This is a genomic window from Chloroflexota bacterium (genome assembly GCA_016219275.1).
Lineage (GTDB): Bacteria > Chloroflexota > Anaerolineae > UBA4142 > UBA4142 > JACRBM01.
Genome location: JACRBM010000013.1, coordinates 74,243 through 95,675 on the forward strand (window position 1 = coordinate 74,243; position 21,433 = coordinate 95,675).

General features: G+C 56.2%; 20 protein-coding genes. 7 read left to right on the plus strand and 13 right to left on the minus strand.

The window, feature by feature from the left end:
* Window positions 1-3: 3 nt before the first annotated feature.
* From HY868_01925 to HY868_01955, 7 genes are all read left to right on the plus strand, one after another.
* On the plus strand, window positions 4-1,002 hold the full coding sequence (locus HY868_01925) for a DMT family transporter (protein ID MBI5300867.1): 999 nt from the start codon (window positions 4-6) through the stop codon (window positions 1,000-1,002).
* 112 nt (window positions 1,003-1,114) lie between these two features.
* Entirely contained in the window at window positions 1,115-1,906 is a 792-nt protein-coding gene (locus tag HY868_01930; protein ID MBI5300868.1) for a class I SAM-dependent methyltransferase, read from the plus strand.
* Between the two features lie 72 nt (window positions 1,907-1,978).
* Window positions 1,979-3,001, plus strand: coding sequence for an ABC transporter ATP-binding protein (locus tag HY868_01935; protein ID MBI5300869.1), 1,023 nt, complete (start codon window positions 1,979-1,981; stop codon window positions 2,999-3,001).
* An 87-nt stretch (window positions 3,002-3,088) separates the two neighbouring features.
* A complete protein-coding gene (locus tag HY868_01940; protein ID MBI5300870.1) occupies window positions 3,089-3,901 on the plus strand; it encodes an ABC transporter ATP-binding protein in 813 nt (270 codons plus the stop codon).
* A gap of 67 nt (window positions 3,902-3,968) precedes the next feature.
* Window positions 3,969-4,883 (plus strand): DUF1177 domain-containing protein, encoded by a 915-nt coding sequence (locus HY868_01945; protein MBI5300871.1) that lies wholly within the window; start codon window positions 3,969-3,971, stop codon window positions 4,881-4,883.
* Window positions 4,884-4,985: 102 nt separating this feature from the next.
* The gene (locus HY868_01950; GenBank protein MBI5300872.1) at window positions 4,986-7,073 is read left to right on the plus strand and encodes a hydantoinase/oxoprolinase family protein; all 2,088 of its coding nucleotides are present in this window, start codon (window positions 4,986-4,988) and stop codon (window positions 7,071-7,073) included.
* A gap of 90 nt (window positions 7,074-7,163) precedes the next feature.
* Entirely contained in the window at window positions 7,164-8,819 is a 1,656-nt protein-coding gene (locus HY868_01955) for a hydantoinase B/oxoprolinase family protein (protein MBI5300873.1), read from the plus strand.
* A gap of 1 nt (window position 8,820) precedes the next feature.
* Here HY868_01955 and HY868_01960 read toward each other — a convergent pair whose 3' ends face one another.
* The 13 genes from HY868_01960 to HY868_02020 all read right to left on the minus strand — a co-directional run bounded on the left by HY868_01960 (window position 8,821) and on the right by HY868_02020 (window position 21,222).
* Window positions 8,821-10,038, minus strand: a complete 1,218-nt coding sequence (locus HY868_01960) for an AMP-binding protein (protein MBI5300874.1) — start codon at window positions 10,036-10,038, stop codon at window positions 8,821-8,823.
* 75 nt (window positions 10,039-10,113) lie between these two features.
* A complete protein-coding gene (locus HY868_01965; protein MBI5300875.1) occupies window positions 10,114-11,241 on the minus strand; it encodes a ketoacyl-ACP synthase III in 1,128 nt (375 codons plus the stop codon).
* A gap of 85 nt (window positions 11,242-11,326) precedes the next feature.
* Complete coding sequence (locus HY868_01970) at window positions 11,327-12,121, minus strand: ABC transporter ATP-binding protein (GenBank protein ID MBI5300876.1); 795 nt, start codon at window positions 12,119-12,121, stop codon at window positions 11,327-11,329.
* Window positions 12,122-12,214: 93 nt separating this feature from the next.
* A complete protein-coding gene (locus HY868_01975; GenBank protein ID MBI5300877.1) occupies window positions 12,215-13,597 on the minus strand; it encodes an ABC transporter substrate-binding protein in 1,383 nt (460 codons plus the stop codon).
* Between the two features lie 318 nt (window positions 13,598-13,915).
* The gene (locus HY868_01980; GenBank protein MBI5300878.1) at window positions 13,916-14,971 is read right to left on the minus strand and encodes a branched-chain amino acid ABC transporter permease; all 1,056 of its coding nucleotides are present in this window, start codon (window positions 14,969-14,971) and stop codon (window positions 13,916-13,918) included.
* Window positions 14,972-15,072: 101 nt separating this feature from the next.
* Window positions 15,073-15,969 (minus strand): branched-chain amino acid ABC transporter permease, encoded by an 897-nt coding sequence (locus HY868_01985; protein MBI5300879.1) that lies wholly within the window; start codon window positions 15,967-15,969, stop codon window positions 15,073-15,075.
* Complete coding sequence (locus tag HY868_01990) at window positions 15,966-17,798, minus strand: AMP-binding protein (protein MBI5300880.1); 1,833 nt, start codon at window positions 17,796-17,798, stop codon at window positions 15,966-15,968. Before HY868_01990 ends, HY868_01985 begins: the two co-directional genes overlap by 4 nt.
* Window positions 17,799-17,949: 151 nt before the next feature.
* Entirely contained in the window at window positions 17,950-18,795 is an 846-nt protein-coding gene (locus tag HY868_01995) for an ABC transporter ATP-binding protein (GenBank protein ID MBI5300881.1), read from the minus strand.
* 296 nt (window positions 18,796-19,091) lie between these two features.
* Window positions 19,092-19,463, minus strand: coding sequence for a calcium-binding protein (locus HY868_02000; GenBank protein MBI5300882.1), 372 nt, complete (start codon window positions 19,461-19,463; stop codon window positions 19,092-19,094).
* A gap of 7 nt (window positions 19,464-19,470) precedes the next feature.
* Window positions 19,471-19,731: a hypothetical protein gene (locus HY868_02005; GenBank protein MBI5300883.1), complete on the minus strand. Its 261-nt coding sequence runs from the start codon at window positions 19,729-19,731 to the stop codon at window positions 19,471-19,473.
* Complete coding sequence (locus HY868_02010; GenBank protein ID MBI5300884.1) at window positions 19,724-19,912, minus strand: hypothetical protein; 189 nt, start codon at window positions 19,910-19,912, stop codon at window positions 19,724-19,726. The genes HY868_02005 and HY868_02010 overlap by 8 nt, the downstream gene beginning before the upstream one ends.
* 201 nt (window positions 19,913-20,113) lie before the next feature.
* Entirely contained in the window at window positions 20,114-20,698 is a 585-nt protein-coding gene (locus HY868_02015) for a hypothetical protein (protein MBI5300885.1), read from the minus strand.
* 122 nt (window positions 20,699-20,820) lie between these two features.
* Window positions 20,821-21,222, minus strand: a complete 402-nt coding sequence (locus tag HY868_02020) for a DUF3592 domain-containing protein (protein MBI5300886.1) — start codon at window positions 21,220-21,222, stop codon at window positions 20,821-20,823.
* Between the last annotated feature and the right edge of the window lie 211 nt (window positions 21,223-21,433).

Consider the following 21,433-nt stretch of genomic DNA (forward strand, 5'->3'; position numbering starts at 1 on the left):
TCCATGTCCAACCCTGCTTCCAACAACTCGAACCTGACGCGCGGCTATGTCATCGCGCTTGCGAGCGCGGCGGTCTTGTCACTGACCGCGATCTTTATCCGCCATCTCACCCAGACCTATCAGATTCCGGCGCTCGTGCTTGCCTTCTGGCGCGATAGTTTCGTCGCGCTCACCTTGTTGCCGGTGCTCGCGTTGAATCGCGCAATCACATTGCGAATCAACCGCCAGGATTTGATCTATCTCATCGCCTATGGATTTGTGCTGGCGATGTTCAATTCGCTGTGGACGCTCGCCGTTGCGCTGAACGGCGCGGCGGTTGCGACCGTGTTGGTCTATTGCTCGGCGGGGTTTACCGCGTTGCTGGGTTGGTGGTTGCTGAAGGAACGATTGGACTGGACGAAAGTCCTGGTCGTCATCATCAGTCTGATCGGTTGCGCGCTCGTCTCAGGTGCGTTAGACCCGGCGACGTGGCGCGCAAACGTGCTCGGTATTTTCACTGGCATCTTTTCCGGTCTGGGTTATGCCGGTTACAGTTTGCTGGGACGTTCGGCATCGCAACGCGGCTTGAATCCATGGACGACCTTGTTCTACACGTTTGGTTTTGCCGCACTGTTTTTGTTGTTGTTCAATTTGATCCCCGGACAAATCATTCCTGGCACTGCATCCACTCTGCGCGATTTTTTCTGGCTGGGCAACGCGCTTGCCGGTTGGATAATCTTGTTCTTGCTCGCGGCAGGTCCGACGGTTTTTGGTTTTGGACTGTACAACGTCAGTCTGAGTTATCTACCGTCGAGCGTCGCAAATTTGGTTGTGACGTTGGAGCCGGCATTTACCGCCGTGATCGCGTACGCGTTGTTGGGTGAGCGATTGACCGGCATACAGCTTGGCGGAAGTTTGATGATTCTTGGTGGTGTCGTGTTGCTGAGAATTTCGGAAGGGTGGGCGGCAAGCCAGACCCAACGCGAATTACAAGCGACGAACGGAAGCGTGCCAATGGATTGAGCAAAGACAAATGTTATCCAAGATGCGTGATCTTCTCTATCTCAACATCAAAACGTTCGATGGCACGTCGCACATACACAAAGAAATCACCGAGGATGGGAGTTCCTCGTAGATGAAACAAACGGCTAAAGAGTTATACGCTCAACTTTATGATGTCAGGGTACCAGATTGGCAAGGGGCAGTGAATTTCTATCGTGAGTTAGTCGCCAATGTCAACTCCAAATACATTGACGTGCTTGAAATTGCCTGCGGGACGGGTCGGATTGCCATACGCCTTGCACAGGATGGAGCCACCATTACTGGTCTTGATCTCTCACCAGAGTTGTTGGAAATCGCGCGCGGAAAAAGTATCGGGGTCTCAAACATTTCCTGGGTACAGGGTGACATGCGGACATTTGAGATCGACAAGAAATTCGGGCTTGTAATAATACCTGGGCACTCGTTCCAATTTATGCTTACACCCGATGACCAGGTAAAGTGTCTTGAAAATATCAAGCGGCATCTTCTAGCAGACGGAACTCTGGTGGTACACCTTGATCATCAGGATGTAAGTTGGCTTGGGGAACTGGTCACGAAGAAAGAACCCGCCTTTGAAACTGGTCGTGAACTAATCCATCCAATCACCGGGCAGAAAATCCGCACTTTTTACTTGTGGACCTTTGAGCCATCCACACAAACTGCGGCTGTGACGTTAAGGTGGGAAGAGACAAGCGCAGATGGAAGTGTGATTGAGCGATGGGAGATGAACCCCATGCCATTGCATTGTGTGTTTCGATTTGAGATGGAGCATCTGCTAAAACGAGTTGGTTTTTCCATCGAGGCAGTCTATGGCGATTTTTTTAAGAGCGCACTAACCAAAGAGTCTGGGCAAATGATCTGGGTTGTAAGGAACAAGGCGGGCTAACCATGCGCGCAACGGAGCCGCTAACGCAAACCGTAGAAAACACCTAGCGACTGGGCACGCTCGAAAGAACGAATGACCACCCAACCACTTCTCGACATTCGCGATCTCTATCTCGACATCAAAACGTTCGACGGCACATCACATGTGCTCAACGGCGTCAACCTCACGCTGCGGCGCGGCGTCGTCATGGGCTTGGTCGGCGAGACCGGGTGCGGCAAGACGCTCACCGGCTTGTCTATCTCGCGCCTTGTCGCCACGCCACCGGGCAATTATCCACGCGGGGAAATCTGGTTCGATGGGCAAAACGTGATGCGTCTCCCCGAATCGGAAATGCGGAAATTGCGCGGACGCCGCATCGCGATGATTTTCCAAGACCCGGCGACGAACCTCAACCCGGTTTTCAAAATCAGCGAGCAGATGATTGACGTCGCGCTGCACATCGTCGAGCAATCCGGCGACACGAGTTTGCTCGGCAAGTACGCTTCGGCAGGCGGACGCCGGCAAGCGGCGCGTACACGCGCGATTGAATTGCTCGAACACGTTGGCATTGAAGACGCCGCGCGGCGCATTGATGGTTATCCGCACGAGTTCAGCGGAGGGATGCGGCAACGCGTGTTGATCGCGATGGCGCTCCTGGGTCAGCCGCAACTGCTCATCGCGGACGAGCCGACGACCGCGCTCGACGTGTCGGTGCAAGCGCAAATTCTGCGACTGTTCTACGGGCTGGTCAAAGAGTTTCACCTGAGCGTTTTGCTCATCACGCACAACCTGGGTGTTGTCGCGCAGTTGTGCGACGAGGTCGCGGTGATGTACGCCGGCAATATTGTCGAGAGCGGCACGGCGCGGCGCGTGTTCAAGCATCCGAGCCATCCGTACACGCAAGGACTGTTGCGCTCAATTCCAACGCCCCAGACTATGCGCGGTGAACTCCTGGGTGTGCCGGGCAATATCCCAAATCTAATTCATCCGCCGCCGGGTTGTCGCTTTGAACCGCGCTGTCCGCACGCGATGCCCGTGTGCCGCACCGCGTTCCCGGCAACAACATCGCTTGAAACCGCTCATCAAGTCGCGTGCTATTTATATCCAAAAAAATAGTTTTATCCGCGAACAACGCGAATCTTCGCGAATCTTTTCTTGTTTTTTATTCGCGTTATTCGCGTTATTCGCGGACAAAAGAAAAACATGACCGTGTTACTTCAAGTTGAAAATCTCGGTAAACATTATCCTTTGCGCGGTGGAATGTTCACCCGCACCATCGGCACGATTAGAGCGGTGGACGGCGTGAATTTTTCGATTGCGGCAGGGAGCAGTTTCGGTCTCGTCGGCGAATCGGGGTCGGGCAAGAGCACGATTGCGCGCTGCCTCTTGCGTCTCGAAGAACCGTCGTTCGGTCAGGTGCGCTTTAACGGCGTGGACATTTTGCGCTTGCCGCCGGAAGAAATGCGCCGCCGCCGCGCCGAAATGCAAATCGTCTTTCAAGACCCGTACGCGTCGCTCAACCCGCGCCTCACCGTGCGCGACATTATCGCCGAGCCGCTCGTCATCCACACGAAACTGCGCGGCGAAGCCCTAACCACGCGCGTCGTCGAACTGCTCGAACTCGTAAACCTGAGCCGCCAGTACTTGTATCGCTTTCCGCACGAATTTTCCGGCGGGCAGCGCCAACGCATCGGCATTGCGCGCGCGCTCGCGTTGCACCCGCGCCTCGTCATTCTCGACGAGCCAACCTCCGCGCTCGACGTATCGGTGCAAGCGCAGATTTTGAATTTGCTCGACGATTTGCAAAAGCGATTAAAATTGACATACCTCTTTATATCGCACGACCTCGGGGTCATTCGTTACATTTGCGACCGCGTCGCGCTGATCTATCATGGCAAGATTGTCGAAGAGGGCGACACGGAGCGGATTTTCACCGCGCCGCGCGAACCGTACACGCGAAATCTCCTCGCCGCGATGCCGATCCCCGACCCAGACGTGTCGCCATTTCGGAATTGATTATCCGCGAATCTCGCGAATCTTCGCGAATAAAAAATATGGGATTCGCGAATGAATGAGGTTGAATGTGGCATTGAAACAAGTTTTGGAAATTTACGAACTGCTCGACAGCGCGCACGTGACCGGAACCCAGGTCGCTGATATATTGAAAGCGCGCGGCGCGGATGACGTCGTCGTCGAGCGCGTGACCGGCGAACAAGGTCACACCGATTTTATTTCGTGCGCGATTCGTGGCAACGGCAATGGTCCAACGCTCGGCATCCTGGGTCAGTTGGGCGGCATCGGCGCGCGCCCGGCGCAAATCGGTCTCGTGTCCGATGCGGATGGCGCGATTGTCGCACTGAGCGCTGCGCTCAAACTTGCGGACCTGCGCCGAAATGGCGATGTTCTGCCCGGCGATGTACGCATCACAACACACATTTGTCCGCACGCACCAACACAGCCGCACGCGCCGACGCCGTTCATGGGTTCGCCGGTCGGCATCCACACGATGATCGTGCGCCAAGTGCAGCCGGAAATGCAAGCGGTTCTTTCGGTGGACACGACGCGCGGCAATCGTATCATCAATCAGCGCGGCTTTGCAATTTCGCCGACGGTGAAAGAGGGATACATCTTGCGCGTGAGCGAGGATTTGCTCAACGTGATATCCTGGGTCACCGGCAAAATGCCGGTCGTCTTTCCGATCACGACCCAGGACATAACTCCGTACGGCAACGATATTTATCATCTCAACAGCATCCTGCAACCCTCGACGGCGACGAGCGCGCCGGTCGTCGGAGTTGCGCTCACATCCGAGGTTCCCGTCCCAGGTCCCGCAACCGGCGCAAATCACGTGTACGATGACGAAATGGCGACGCGGTTTTGCGTCGAGGTCGCCAAGCTGTTCACCGCGGGACGTTGCCAGTTTTACGATGCGGACGAGTGGCAGAAAATCCAATCGCGCTACGGCTCGTTGATTTTTTTGCAAACTCTGCAACGGTAGACAAGAATTATCCGCGAATAACGCGAATCTTCGCGAATTTTTGATTTTTTATTCGCGTTATTCGCGTTATTCGCGGATAAATAATTCAGAGGATTACAGAGAATGTCTAATGATAGCACACGACGTTATCGGCTAGGATTTGACATCGGTGGAACGTTCACCGATTTTGCTTTGCTCGATCAAGCGACCGGCGAACTCAAAGTGTGGAAGGAATTGACGACGCCGCACGACCCCGCGCAAGGCGTGATGACTGGCTTACGCGGTTTGTTCGAGTACGCCGGGGTAAACGCCTCCCAGGTCGAAACTGCGATTCACGGCACGACGCTCGTCGCGAATACACTCATCGAACGCACCGGTGCGAAGGTCGCGCTGCTGACGACGAAAGGATTTCGTGACATTCTCGAGATTCGCAACGAGCAACGCTATGACATTTACGATTTGTTCCTGCAATTCCCCGAACCACTCGTGCCGCGCTATTTGCGCTTTGGCGTCGCCGAACGCAGCGATCGCGATGGCAATGTCATGATCGAGCCAGACGAAAATGAACTGCGCGCGATTGGCGAGCGATTACGCGCCGAGCACGTACAAGCGATTGCGATTTCGTTCTTGCATGCCTTTCGCAATTCGCAAAACGAAGAGCGCGTTGCGCGATTCATCGCGAGCGCGTTGCCCGGCGTGCCGCTGTCGTTGTCGTCCCAGGTTGCGCCGGAGATTCGCGAATACGAACGCACCTCGACGACGGTTGCGAACGCGTACGTCCAGCCGCGCTTGCGCGATTATTTGAATCGGCTCGAAAAATTGTTACAGGACCAAGGTTATACCGGGCGACTGTATTTGATGCTCTCGTCGGGCGGAAGCACTTCAACGCGCACCGCATCCGATTTTCCGATTCGCCTCGTCGAGTCAGGTCCAGCCGCCGGCGCGATTGCCGCGTCACACTTTGGCCTGACCGCGAATCGCCCGAACGTGATTTCGTTTGACATGGGCGGCACGACCGCAAAATTGTGTTTGATTCAAAACGGTCAGCCCGCGCTCGCGCGCGGCTTGGAAGTCGCGCGCGTGTCGCGTTTTCGCAAAGGCAGCGGCTTGCCGTTGCAATTTCCTTCGATTGACATGATCGAAATTGGCGCGGGCGGCGGCAGCATCGCGCACCTGGATCGGCTGGGCTTGCTCAAGGTCGGTCCGCAAAGCGCGTCCGCCGACCCAGGTCCCGCGTGTTATGATCTCGGCGGCGACGCGCCAACGGTGACCGATGCGAATTTGCTCCTGGGTTATCTCAATCCCGATTATTTTCTCGGCGGCAGAATGAAGTTGAACGTCGCCGCGGCAGAGCGCGCGATGGAACGCATCGCCAAGGCGCTAAACCTTTCGCCGGTCGAAGCCGCGTGGGGCATTCATTCGCTCGTCAACGAAAACATGGCGGCGGCGGCAAAGATTCACGTCATCGAGCAGGCGCAAGACCCGCGCAAGTTTGCCGTGCTCGCGTACGGCGGCGGCGGTCCGATCCACGGCGCGGGCGTCGCGCGCATTTTGAACGCACCCGAAGTGATTTGTCCGCCTTCTGCCGGTGTTGTATCTGCCGTCGGTCTGCTCATCGCACCGCTGTCGTTCGAATTGGTGCAATCGTTCCCGACGCGGTGGGATCGCGTTGATCTGGCGCAAGTCGAACACATCCTCGGCGATTTGCAAAACAAGGGCGAAGCACTGCTCGCCGAAGCCGGCGTGCGCGAAGGCGTCACGGTCGAACGTAGTGCAGATGGGCGATTCGTCGGACAATTGCACGAGTTGACGGTGCCGCTCCCGCACGAATCACTAGGCGATGAACACAGGACCCAGGTCAGCGAAAGATTCATGCGCCTGTACGAACAACGGTACGGTCACTTGCCGCAAATCCGGTCGCTCGAATTTTTGAGTTGGCGCATCACCGTATCCGGTCCACGTCCGCCGATGCAAACCTGGGTCGCGTCGCGTGCTGGCGATGCGACGGCGGCACAACGCGGCGAACGGCGCGCGTACTTTGGCAAAGCTGGGTTCGTCGCGACGCCAGTGTACGATCGTTACAAAATGATCCCAGGAATGCAATTCACGGGTCCCGCGATCGTCGAAGAGCGCGAGTCCACGGCGATTGTTCCGCCGGACATGGAGTTGACCGTGGATGAAAAACTGAACTTGATCATCAAGGCGAAATAATTTATCCGCGAATCTCGCGAATAAACGCGAATAAACGAACAAAAAGATTCGCGAAGATTCGCGTTATTCGCGGATTAACTGAGGATAGTAATGAGTTCTTTCGATTCACTCACACTTGAAATTTTATGGAGTCGCCTCATCTCGCTCGTAGACGAGATGGCGGTGACAATGTTGCGCACGTCGTTCTCGACAGTGATCGGCGCGGCAAATGATTTCGGTTGCGAATTGCTCGATAGTCGGGGGCGCGGTTTGGCGCACGCGACGCGCAGTATGCCGGTGTTCAATCAGACCTTGCCGCACGTCACAAAACATTTCATCGAAAAGTATGGCGAAGACGGCATTCGTCCCGGCGACATTTACATCACGAACGATCCGTGGCTGTGCGCCGGACATCAACCGGACATCGCCGTGATTTTGCCGTTTTTCCGCAACGGCAAGCGCGTCGGTTTTGCCGGCAGCATTGGGCACATGGCAGACATTGGCGGCGCGCTCGATTCGAACGCGGTGCATGAAGTGTACGAAGAAGGATTGTTCATTCCGCCGACACGTTTGTATGCCGAGGGCAAACTCGTTGATGCGGTACTCGATTTTGTGCGCGCGAATGTGCGCGTGCCGGATATGGTGATCGGCGACATTCACGCGCAAGTCAGCGCGGCGCAAGTTGGCGCGGCAAGAGCGTTGGCGCTGCTCGACGAATACAACCTGGATGGACTCGATGGCATCGCGGATGAAATTCACGCGCGTTCCGAAGCGGCGATGCGCGACGCGATTCGCGCGGTGCCGGATGGGACGTACACGTGCGCGCTCACGTTCGACGAACTCGATGGTCCTCTGCCGTTGCAGGTCGCGGTTAAAGTTAACGGCGATGAAATCACAGTGGATTACACCGGCTCTGCGCCGCAACATCCGCGCGGTGGAATCAATTGCACGCTGACGTATACGCTCGCGCACACGGCGTACTCGCTCAAGTGCGCGCTGTTGCCGGAGGTGCCGAGCAACTCGGGATGCTACCAGCCGATCCGCGTCATCGCGCCGGCAGGCAGCGTGCTCAACTGCAAGCCGCCGTCGTCAGTGACGAATCGCACGCGCACCGGTTGGTACATCGCGCCGCTGATTTTTGGCGCGCTGTCACGCGTGATCCCTGATCGCGTGATGGCATCGGGTGGATTGATGACCGGCTACAAAGTGTACGGCATCGCGCAAGACGACTCGACGTTCAACGCGTGGTTGTTCAACTCGGGTGGGCTGGGCGGCAACGCGCACGGCGATGGCGCGTCGGCGACGATCTTTCCGAGCAGTGCATCGAATGTCCCGGTCGAATTGTTCGAGGTCGCCGTGCCGGTGCTGGTGCACGAAAAAGAACTCGTGCCGGATTCCGGCGGCGCAGGGAAACATCGCGGCGGATTGGGACAACGCGTCACGATTTCGCGTCTGGTAAATTACGTCGGAAAACTTTTTGTGATGTTGTGGCCCCATCGCCAAGTCGTGCCGCCCGAAGGATTGGTGGGCGGCGCGCCGGGGAAACGGACACGCATCGTGTGGAACCGCAAAGAATTGTCACGCGAAGAAATCACGTCGAACACCGGTGTGATTGCTCTCGACGATGCGCACGAAATGGTCAGCATCGAAACAGCGGGCGGCGGTGGGTTTGGTTCGCCCGGCGAACGCGCACGCGAATTAATCGAACGCGATGCGCGCGATGAGTTGGTCACGCGCGTGTTGGCAAACGAAGAGTACGGCGCTTAGACTATTCCCATTTTCTTTCGTCCACCATCGTCCTAGCGTCTGCCGACAGACTGCCGGCAGGAATAAATTCGACCTGGTCTACGCCGACGCGACAGAGATCGCGTACCACGTCCGCGAAACTCTTGCTCAACACGTCGGGTTCGCCAATGGGTTGCGCCAGTTCGACCTTGATCGTGAAATGATCGCGCACATTGTCCGGGCGCGTGACGACACCCTGGACGCGCGCAATCGCCGGGAATTTACTCATCGCCAACTTGAGTTGATTCGGATGGACGAACATGCCGCGCACTTTGACCGCTTCGCCCACGCGACCGACGAGCATCATTTTTTGGAACGAATCATCCGCGTAGATCGCCATATCGCCGGTGCCAAGCCGGATGATCGGATACGTTTCGTTGAACGTTGTCACGACGACTTCGCCCGGCTCGCGCACGCCCACACGCTTGCCGGTCTGCGGATCAACGATTTCGACGACGACGCCTTCGACAAAGCGTAAGCAAGTCTTGGTCTCGTCATCATACGCGAGGAATCCCAGTTCGGCGGTCGCGTACGCGTTGAGTGTTTGTAATCCGTACACTCCTTCGAACTGCTGGCGCAGCGACGGCGGATAGGGTTCGGCGGTGAAGAGTGCGTGGCGCAGAACGAATTTCTCTTTGAAATTCAAACCCATCTCTTCCGCTTTCTTGATGATCGTCATCAAGAAACTGGGTGTGCCGGCATAACCGGTCACGCGCAAATCGAGCATCATCTTGACCTGCAACTCGGTGTTGCCGACGCCGCTCGGCACGACCGTCGCGCCGGCGGCATGCAAACCGGCATCGAGCAACAACCCGGCGGGGACGAGGTGATACGACAGCGTGTTCAGCGCGATATCGCCGCGCTGAAAGCCAGCCAGTTTGAAAACCTGACCGGCGGTTTTGACCAACGCTTTCTCCGCGCCGTGCGGTTCATACAAGGGACCGGGCGAGAGAAAAATGTGCTTGAGCCGATTCGGCTTGACGGCAAGGAATCCGCCAAAGGGCGGATTTTCTTGTTGCATCCGCGCGAGTTTGTCCTTGCTCGTGACTGGGACGCGCTCCAAATCGGCGACGCGTTTGATTTCGCCGGGTTTGATCTGGGCGTCGTCAAAAATCTTTTTGATCGCAGGCGCGTTGGTGTACGCGTGTTTAACCAAGCGCGCGAGCTCGCGATCCAATAACACGGATTTTGCTCGTGGCATGTGCTCCTCCTTGTGTTACTATCTTCGCCAAAATCCAGGTTTCTCGAAGAAACCTGGATTCTAATGAGCCGGATTCTATTCTTTCTCCTCCGCATCTTCGCTTGGCGCGAGCGATTCGAGCCGGTGTTCGAGCTGAAAAAAACGCGATTGGAACGCGGCTTGAGCATCCCACAACGCGTGCCAGAATCGCCGCGCGAGCGACATGGGTTTGCGCGCCACCGGTTGCGACCAGTGCCACACCATGCCGGCGTACGTCAGTCCGCCGCCAAACACGGTGATGAGCACGCGCGAACCGGGCTTGATGCGACCTTGCTCGATCGCGTCGCACAACGCAATCGGAATCGAGGCGGACGAGGTGTTGGCATAGCGCGCGACGTTGACGAAGGTTTTTTCCGGCGGGATGCGTAATTTTTGCGCGGTCTGATGAATCAGCGTTTGATTCGTTTGATGCGGAATGAATAAATCAATATCGTCAACGTTCAACTTTGCCGAGCGCAAAACCTCGCGCGCGGTGTGAATCATCGCGCGCAAGCCAAAGCGATAGATCGCGCGTCCGTCCGTGCGCCCGAATTGCAAACCCTGGTCGAGCGCCTCCTGGCTCATCGGATTGCGACTGCCGCCGCCGGGCAAAATAAGCAACTTGCCGCCGGAGCCATCCGCTTTGAGCATGAACGAGAGCAAACCGCCGGGTTGTTCGTTTGCGGCAAGCACGACCGCGCCCGCGCCGTCGCCGAAGAACGCACAGAGCGAATCGTGCCAGGGCAAAATGCGCGAGGCGGTCTCTGTGCCGATGACGAGAATATGCCGATACGCGCCGCTGCGAATGAACCGGTCGGCGACGGTGAGCGCGTACACAAAGCCAGAACAACCGGCGGCGAGATCGAACGCCCCGGCATTCGTCGCGCCGAGCGCGTCTTGGACGAGGCACGCGGTCGCTGGAAATAAATAGTCCGGGGTGTTGGTCGCGCAAATGATCAAATCCACTTGCGCCGGCGCAAGATCGGCGACCGTCAACGCGGTGCGCGCGGCGCGCGTCGCCATGTCCGCGCTCGCCTGTTTTGGTTCGGCAAGGTGGCGCGACTCGATCCCCGTGCGCGTCTTGACCCATTCGGGATCAACCGGCGACGTTTTGGCGAGTTCCTCGTTCGTTACGACTTTGCCAGGGAGATATTTGCCCCAGCCGATGATGTGTGCGTTGTACATGATTAGTATTCAGTATTCAGTGTTCAGTATTCAGTATCAATTCGGTGGACAGTGGACACTGAACACTGAATACTGAACACTAGCGCTACCCCAGCCAGCGTTTTCGCCGCTTGTAGTGTTTGACCTCGCGATAACTCTTGCGCGCGCCAACCTGGGTCAAGCCGAGATAGAATTCCTTGATGTCTTCGTTCTCGCGCAGTTTATCCGCCGGCGCATCCAGCACGATGCGTCCGTTCTCCATCACGTACCCGTGATGCGCCACATTGAGCGCGACGACCGCGTTTTGTTCGACGAGCAGGATCGCCATCTGTTCGGCGCGATTGATGGTCGCGATGTTGTCGAAAATTTCCTGGACGATGAGCGGCGCAAGTCCCAGCGATGGTTCGTCGAGCAACATCAATTTCGGATGCCCCATCAACGCGCGACCGATCACGACCATTTGTTGCTCGCCGCCGGACAGATAGCCGCTGACGCGTCCGCGCAGATCGCGCAGGCGCGGGAAATAGTGATAGACCATTTCGAGATCGCGCTTGAGGTCCGATCCGTTCTGCCGACCGATGCCACCAACCTGCAAGTTTTCTTCGACGGTCAGATGCGAAAAGAGCCGGCGACCTTCGAGCACTTGAATGATGCCCTGTTGCACAATCGCTTCCGGCTTTTTCCGATCCAGGCGCGCGCCATTCCACTCGATCGAGCCGCGCGTCACCTCGCCGAGTTCGGTGTGCAACAAACCGGAGATCGCTTTGAGTGTGGTGGTCTTGCCCGCGCCGTTCGCGCCCAGCAGCGCGACGATCTGCCCAGGTTCTACTTGCAGGGTCACGCCGCGTAGAACCAGGATCACATCGGAATAGACCACTTCGATGTTGTTGAGTTTGAGCATCTGCGTCTAAACACAGCAGGGAAGCAGGGAGAGGGGGAGCAGGGGAGAACGTCCTTGTCTCCTCTGCTCCCGTGCTCCTCTGCACCTCTGCAGTTATTTGGGTTTGAGATCCGGCGTCGTCATCCAGTCGGTCACATAGACGAACTTGCCACCTTTGACTTGCGCGATGCGCGCCTTGGTCGTCGCGCGCCGATCTTTGTTGAAATCAAAAGTGGTGACGCCATCAGTCGGTTTGATTTCGCCGCTAATCATCGTTTCGTACACCGCTTGACCGGTCAAGCCCTCAAAGCCCACGCGGTCAATCGTCTTTTCGATGTACTGCTTCATCGCATCCGTGAACGCGAATGCCAGGAGATAGCCCACGCTGCGTTCCGCCGGCTTGCGCTGATTCGCCGTGAACTGTTCGGTGATCAGTTTGACGCCGGGTTGATCGGCATCGTCCCACCACTGGTTGGGCAAAACGCCGTAGAATCCCTCGGACGCTTCTTTCGCCAGACCCAGCATGGACGTATCCATCGTCCAGTTGCAACCGCCGATCAGGAATTCATCGCGCACGCCGAGCGAGACGGCGTCCTTGAGAATTTGCGCGGGACCGTGCGCGAGCGTATTCGTGAAAATCACGTTCGCGCCGGCTTTTTTCGCCGCGAGAATTTGCGTGGTCACATCCGGCGCGCCCACGGCAAAGAATTCCTGGGTGATGATTTTGATGCCCAGCTTTTCGGCGTATGCCTTGCTCTCATCCGTCAACGCGCCGCGTCCAAACGCCGAGTCCCAGGTTAGCACTGCGACCTTGGGCGAATCCAGGGCTTGACCTTTAGCGGGTTTGACCTTGTCCCAGTTTGCCTTGACCCAATCCAGGAACAAGCCGAATTGATCCGAGTAAATGGGCACGATGGCAAAGACATAGCTCGGCGGATACGAACCTTTGGCGCTCACACCCGCGGTCATCACCGGTACTTTGTCTTCGGCAAAGCGATCGCGCAATCCTTCCGTCTCGGTCGAGCCGTACAACTGCATGATGAGCGGTTTCTTTTCGCGGAAACGATTGTACGCCGAGATTGCCAGGTCGAGTTTGTTCGCGGTATCCGACCATTCGACGAGGACTTCCGCGCCGCGAATGCCGCCCTTGCTGTTGATGTACTTGACGCCATCGCTAAAGCCGCTGACGAGCGGCGTCGTGATCGAAGCATAGGGACCGGTCACGTCGCCCAAATGGTACAGCGTCATTTTTTCGCCGGGATTCGCTTTCGTGCGAAGCGCGGGCTTGGGCGCGTCCGTCGGTTTCGGCGCGGCGGTGGCTTGCGGTGCAGTCGTCGCCGGAGCGGTCGTTGGTTTCGGCGCGTCCGTAGGTTTGGGTGCATCCGTTGGCTTGGGTGCGGCAGTCGGCGGGACGGGTGTCGGCGACGGCGCCGCACACGCGGTCAGCGCGATGATCGCGAGGACGATCAACGCAAGCAAAACAACATTGTTTCTCATCTCTCCTCCTTTGGAAAATTCAGATTTCAGATTTTTGATTTTTGATTTTCGATTCTGACGTGATCATCACCTCCTTTTGGGATTTTCGATTTTCAATTTGCGATTTGCGATTTGGAATCTCGAGCGAATTTTCGACAGGGTAGCATCGAGACCGATGATTCGAAAAACTTTCCGCAGGGACGCAGAGGACACTGAGAACGCCGAGTTTTTCATCATGAATTTCTCCGCGTTCTCCGCGTTCTCCGCGCTCTCCGCGACTCTGCGGTGAATTCAATATTTGCGGGTGCCATACCACTGTCTCGAATTTTCAATCGAAAATCAATGTGCGAAGGGTCGCAAGCGCCACGCGGCTTTGAGCATTTCCCAGCGATGCGCGAGTCCGTGCGGCTCAAAGATCAAAAACAACATCAACGATCCGCCGAACAGAATCGGACCGAGCGCGGCGAGCAAGCCCGTTTCGACTTGCGGAAACACCTTGCTCAACATCGGCGCGATTTGCACGGTCAATTCGTCGAGTAAGCGCAAAAAGGTCGTGCCCAGAATTGGACCCAGCCCGTGTCCCATGCCGCCGACGATGACCATGCCCAAATACCACACCGATTGTCCCAACGAAAATTGTTCGGGATTGATCGAGCGCGCATACATCGCCCACAACGACCCCGCCAATCCCGCGTACAGCGCCGACAGGAAGAACGCGCGGAGTTTGTACGCAAACACGGCGATGCCCAGCACTTCGGCGGAGAGATCGTTATCGCGAATCGCGATCAACGCGCGTCCCAGGCGCGTGCGTACAATATTTTTCGCGATGAACGTCGTGACGATGACGGTGCCGATGATCGGAAAGAACAAGGTTTGCTGTGAATTGAACACGATGCCGAAAAGTTCCGGCGGCGTCAACTTCATGCCCGGCATTCCGCCAAAAATATCCACGCGCACGTTGCGGAAAAACCAGGGGATGATGAATTGCGCGGCGAGCGTTGCCATCGCCAAATAAAATCCTTTGATACGCAACGCCGGCAAGCCAAACAGCAGACCGACCATGCCCGCGCTCAAACCGGAGAGCGGCAACGCTAGCCAGAACGATACGCCATACTTGACTAACACCGCCGACGTGTACGCGCCGACCGCCATAAACGCGGCTTGCCCCAACGAAATTTGTCCGGTGTACCCGACCAGGATATTCAGTCCTTGCGCGGCGATGAGACTGATGCCGATCAGATTGATGATGCCGACCACGTGCGCGTCCGCGAAAAAAGGCAAGGCAAACAAAACGAGGATGAACGCGCCAAACATCGCCCACTGTCCGCGATTGCGGACCGTCGCCATGTCGTGCGCGTAGGATGTATCGAAATCGCCGGCAAGTCGAAGCGCCATGTTACTCCAGTGTTCAGTGGACAGTTGGTCAGTGAACGGTCAACAGTCAACAGTCAACAGTACCCCTATCGCACTGTTCACGGTTTATTGTTCACTGCGATTTAGATTCTCTCAATTCGCTTTAGCCCAAACAATCCGTCTGGGCGAACGAACAACACGAGCAACAATAAAATATACGGCGCGATTTCGCCGAGGTTGAGCGCGCGAATCGCTGGGTCGGCGGGCAGACCAGCCGCGAGACTTTCGATCACGCCCACGGTCAGTCCGCCGATAATCGCGCCGGGGACGGATTCGAGTCCGCCGAACAACACCGCCGCAAATGCTTTGAGGGCGATGAGCGACACTACGAGCGACAAGCCGCTGATGCTCGCGAGCAACACACCGCCAATCGCCGCGACCAAACCGGCGATCATCCACGCGAGTCCGAAAATGCGCGGCACACTCAAGCCGACGCTCTGCGCCAGTTGATGGTCTTCTGCCGCCGCGCGCATCGCGAGACCGGCTTTGGTGAATCGAAAGAACACGACGAACGAGAGATAGCCCAGCATTGCCACCAAGAATGCCATCACGAGATTCAGTTTGAGGCGCAAGTCGCCGATGATGACCGGTTGCAACGGGAACAGGTTCGGCAGCGCGCGATCCGACGCGCCAAACAACAAAATCGTCGCGCCTTGCAAAACCTGGGAGAGTGCGAGCGTCATCATAATCGTCGCGAGAATCGGCTGACCGATGAGCGGACGCAGCGCGACGCGCTCGACGCCCAAACCTAACAGCGCAGTCGCGGCGATTGCCGCGCCGAACGCGACCCACACGTCCAAACCCAGGTTTTCGACGAACCACCACGCGATAAACGCGCCGACCATCATCAAGTGCCCTTGCGCGAAATTGAAAATGCGCGACGACTTGTAAACCAACACGAGTCCCAGGGCGACGAGCGCGTACACGCCGCCCGTCAACAACCCGGTCGCGAAAAATTGCGGAAAGAGTTCCCAGTTCATGTGGTCTGCTCCAACGAACACACGCGCACCGCCGTCTCAATCGTGCCGGTGCGTCCGTCGCGATATTTCACCGCCGCGCTCACGCGCACTTCTGCGCCGCCGCCGTACATCGTCTCGATCATATCGCGATAACGATCCTCGATCACATTGCGGCGCAGTTTGCGGGTGCGCGTCATTTCCGCGTCGTCGGGATCAAATTCCTTGTGCAACAGCACGAACTTGCGAACGCGCGCCGGCGGGGGCAAGGTCGCGTTCACGCGTTCGACATCCGCGCGAATCAAATCGTACGTCTCTGGTTTTTGCGACAAATCCACGAACGTCGTGTAACCCAGCCCGCGCCGCTCCGCCCAGCGTCCAACATTCTCAAAATCAATCGTGATAATACCGGCGACGAACGGACGCTCCTTACCGATTGCCATCATGTCTTTGATGTACGGACTGAACTTGAGACGCCCTTCGATGTACTGCGGTGAGAATTTATCGCCGGTCGCGAGTTCGAGCAAATCTTTCATGCGGTCGAGATAAATCAGGTGCTTGTCCTCGCGCAGATAGCCCGCGTCGCCGGTGTGATACCAACCATCCACCAATGCCTTCGCGGTCGCATCCGGATTTTTGTAATAGCCCTGGAAAACCGTGGGACCTTTGACGAGCACTTGTCCATCGTGCGCGATTTTTATTTCGATGCCCGGCGGCGGCACGCCGACCGTCTCAAACTTGACGTCATTGCCAACGTGCAACGTGTGCGTAATCGCCTCGGTCGAGCCGAACAAATTTTTGATGCTGACGCCAATCGCGCGAAAAAAGCGCACGACATCCGGGCTGAGCGCCGCGCCCGCCGAGTACGCTGAGCGCACGCGAATCAAGCCGAGTTTGTCGCGCAGCGGCGCGAATACGGCGACATCGCCAAGCCAGTTCAGCCATCGCCAGAGTAGCGGCGTACTGCCTTGATTGAAGCGCATGTCGGCATAGCGATAACCGATCGGCATGAACAGGCGATAGAGCGCGCGATTGATCCACGATGAATCGTTGATCCGCATCTGCACCGTCGAGCAGAGATTTTCCCAGAGCCGCGAACTGAACAGTAACGCGTGCGGCGAAATCTCGCGCAAGTTTTCTTGCACGGTTTCCGGCTCTTCGGGAAAATTGATGATCATGCCGTCCACCACGTGCACCGCCAAGCCCAAAACATTTTCGGTGATCCACGCGGGCGGCAGAAAGGAGAGGTACTCGTCGTGCGCCGACCTGGGATCAATCTTGCCATAACTGAGCGCGCCCGCGAGAAGATTGGCGTGCGTGATCATTGCGCCCTTGGGTTGTCCGGTCGTGCCGGAGGTGTAGCAAAAAATCGCCAGATCGTCCGCGCGTCCTTGCGCGAGGCGTTCGTCAAAGCAGCGCGGTTCGCGTGCGTCCGACTCGCGTCCGAGCGCGATGACTTGCTCGAAACTCATCAGCCAATCATCGCGATAATTCCACAGCCCGCGTTCTTCCCAATAAATCACACGGCGCACCGCGGATACCTGGTCTCGAATCGCGACAAGTTTGTCGCACTGCTCTTGGTCTTTGGCGAAGACCAGCGTCGCATCAGAATGTTGAACGATGTACTGAATCTCGGCGGATGCGCTATCGGTAAAGATGCCAACGGCGACGCCGCCCGCGGCTTGGACGGCGAGTTGCGCCCAAAAGTATTCGGGGTCGTTATCGCCGATGATGCAAACCTTGTCGCCGCGCGTGACACCGAGCTGGATCAATCCGAGCGCGAGGTATTTGACGCGCGCGTACGATTCTTGCCAGGTGAACTCGCGCCAAATGCCCAGCATCTTTTTCCGCATCGCGGTTTTACGCGCGGGAAATCGCGCCGCCGAGTGTTTCAAATACTGGGGGAGAGTCTGGAGGTTGGAAGTTAGAAATTGGAAGTTGGAGGTTGGAGGTTGGAGATTGGAGGTTGGATGACTGAGATCACTTCCACGTATGGTCAACTGTTCACTGTTCACTGTTCACTACCCCACTGTTCCCAGTCCCACTACTCTTGCGTTCCGCTTCGCCCAAATACGCTTTAATCACCGCGGAGTGATGTCGAATCTCGTCCGGGGTACCTTCGGCAATCTCGACGCCGAAATCGAGGACGACGATGCGATGCGCGATGTCCATCACGAGACCCATATCGTGTTCGACGAGCATGATCGTCATTTTGCGTCGTTCGTGAATGTCGAGGATGAAACGCGCCATGTCCTCTTTTTCTTCGACGTTCATGCCTGCCATCGGCTCGTCGAGCAAGAGAAGTTTCGGTTCGAGCGCGAGCGCGCGTCCCAGTTCGACGCGTTTGCGGAGTCCGTACGGCAATGCGCCGACGACGGCTTTGCGGATGTGTTCCATTTCGAGGAAATCAATGATCTCTTCGATCACGCGGCGATGTTCGATTTCTTCGCGCTGCGCGGGACCAAAATAGAGCATACTCGCGAGCATAGTCTGTTTCATCTGAATATGCCGCGCCGCCATCAAATTATCGAGCGCGGTCATCCCGGTGTAGAGAGCGATGTTCTGAAACGTGCGCGCAATACCGAGGTGGGGGATTTGGTGCGTGGGCGTCCGCACGAGATCGCGACCTTGAAAATGAATCTTGCCGCGTTGCGGACGATAGAATCCATTGAGGCAGTTGAGCGCGCTAGTTTTGCCAGCGCCATTGGGACCAATTAGCGCGAGGATTTCGCCGGGGTAGATGTCAAAACTGACCCCCGCCAGCGCGGCAAGCCCGCCAAAGTGCAGATGCAGGTTTTCGGCTCGCAACAGTGGAGAACGTGCGAGAGGAGCATTGGGCAACGTCGTCATTACCCCCCATTCATCACGCGTTTGGTTGGAAGATTACGGTGAACGGACTATAAAAACAACATCGTCATTCCCGCCGTTCGTATTACGTCGCGCGGTAGAATGACGATGACCTTGCCTTGCGAATGGCGCCCCTAGGAGTGCACTTGTCCGACCGCTATATCGTTCGACAGTCATCGTCTTTCGGAAACGAATGCTCGTTGTTTCTCAAGAACTCGAGGTCGGTTTCGATGACCGCATTATAAAGAGAATGGCATAAAAGTCAATTGCCCTGGCGATTTGTTTTCGTTACCGACGAATCAAAACACGTACCCTCGCTTGACCCAGTAATGCCAATCCGCGACAGCTTCGCGCGTCTCCTTATCGGTCTGCGTAATCGGCTCGACTTGGCTCAGGGGAATTGCAAGGTTGCGTTTTTCCCACCGCGTCTCGACAAACATTTCGTGTTCACACTCACTCGTCGGCGCCATGCCCAGAATTTCCATCGCATCACCTTTGCGGAGGACCGAGATGGCGCGCTCCTCGATGCAACGCGCGGTAAATGGAAACTGGATCGTGTCCTGCAAATAATAATACCAGCCCATTGCTTGCTCTTCGGGTCCATTCGCGTCCACGATGATTTCATCATAGATGCGTTGTTCGCGCTTGGGATCTTTTTCTACCGGTCGCATTTGATTATCACCCCCTGACCAAACCATCCACAAAATCTTTTGACAGGCGCAAGCCCGCGCCAGTCAGTTGCGTTACACGCTTGACTGCTAGCACGTTGTTACCTTGTCGCACAAGCGTCCGTAGTTCAAGCACAATCTCATCGGGTAGTTTGATCGCCTGGGTTTTGGGGTCGTATGGAAAAGGGGGAACGGTTTTCTTACGGGCGCGTTCAAATTCCGCTTCGAGCATTTGCAGAATCAAAGGTTCAGCGCGGCGTTTCTTAGCCATTCGCTTCCATCCATTTCTCTAGTCCATTTTCCAACGCGCACAATGCGTGGTCGAGCGACGGATAACTGAATGTGCCCTCCCACACCATTCCCCCGGCATCTAGCGCGCGGACGAATGCTCCGCTGAAATCATCTTGTTGTCCGATCTCAATCCAGCCACGTTCATTGATCCATTCGGCAATCGTCGGGAATGATTGCTCAAAGTTGAATGGAGTCTGCGGTACGGCTTTCGCTGTGGCTGGCTTTTGTGTTAAAGATTTGTTGAGCGAATTCTTCTTCGGCATCGTACTATCTCTTCTCCAACTCTTTCGCTTGTTGCTCTGCGGGCGCAATGACCTTGTCGCTGAGCGAAGGGAGGAAATCCGCGATATTGATTGTGTGGGTTAGGTTTCTTTTCCTTGATGAAGCGCAACGTAAATGGCGGCGGCGATCCCTAGGCGACGGTCAAGGAGATGCGCGGCATCCATGCTGAAATCAATCACCAACTCGTAACTCATCATCTTGACCTTTTGGCGCAATTCCGCCACGAGCGTATCCCCGACCGTGATATTCATTTGTTGCGGCAGATCGTTGCCCAGCATCTGGCGTAAGATGGACTGCCCCATGCTTTTTTCAAACACCTTGCCGATTGGTTTGTCCTCCGCATCCGTGATGTGCCAGGCATCTTTGACAATCTCAGAGACGGTATCCGCCGCCATACCTAGCCCGCCAATCTTTTGTCCAGTTTCGGCGTCAATCACCTCAGTGTGAAATAACTTGTTATCGCTTTGCTTGAGCGTTAGAATTTCTTGTTTCTTTTGTTCGTCCGTCCACGCGTGCGTCGTCACATCGGGCGGAATCCACTGGGATTTTTCTTCGATGAAGAGCAAGGGAGTGTCGTTTTGCGAACCATAGAGGCGATACTTGGCACTGATCGCCAGTCCCTGTCGTTTGAGAACGTACCCCGATTGCGAAAATACAGCGTGCATAATGGTCATCTCCTTGTTAAAGCGGGTTCAAGTTTTTGCGATTCAGGTCGGCGACTCGTCGCACAATGGAACCAGAATCAGCGATATATAATTGGGCGAGTAAATTTTGTGCGGATCGTCTTTTATCGTTTTGCAACCATGGGCTTGATCGTATCCCAGGCGACGCCTCCGACACAAAAAAGCCCGAACAGAATACCAACGATTCCATTGAACGTCATTTCCCCTCGTGAAGTAATCGTGCTACCGGGCGAACTGGGGTCATAATACACGGTGATTTCTTGTCCCGGTTCATATTTGTCCGTCCCGTTAAAGGAATCGGAATAGCGGGTGTTGCCTACCTGGTACTCGTACATCCCGCTGTAGTAGATTCCATCCTTCGCTGACACCGGCGCCAAGATTTTTGCCGGCACGCTGAGCCAACTCGAAGTATTTGTTCGCAGTGCGTCAAGCCCCCAAACAATGATTGCCACGCCAAACACCACTACAAAAATTTTGATTACAAGACTCGTTGTTGTGTTTTTCACTTTGGTCTCCCTTAAATTTGTTATTCTGATTCTCACTGTTGCGCGCGCAGACCGACCTCTCCCCAACCCTCTCCTAAAAGGAGAGGGAGTAATTCTCCCCTTCCCTCGAAGGGAAGGGGACGGGGGTTAGGTCGCAAACGCCCTGTGCAACAACGTTTGAAACAAATGCTCCGCCTGCCGTTCCGCTTCCCGTTGTTGCGCGCGCAGACCG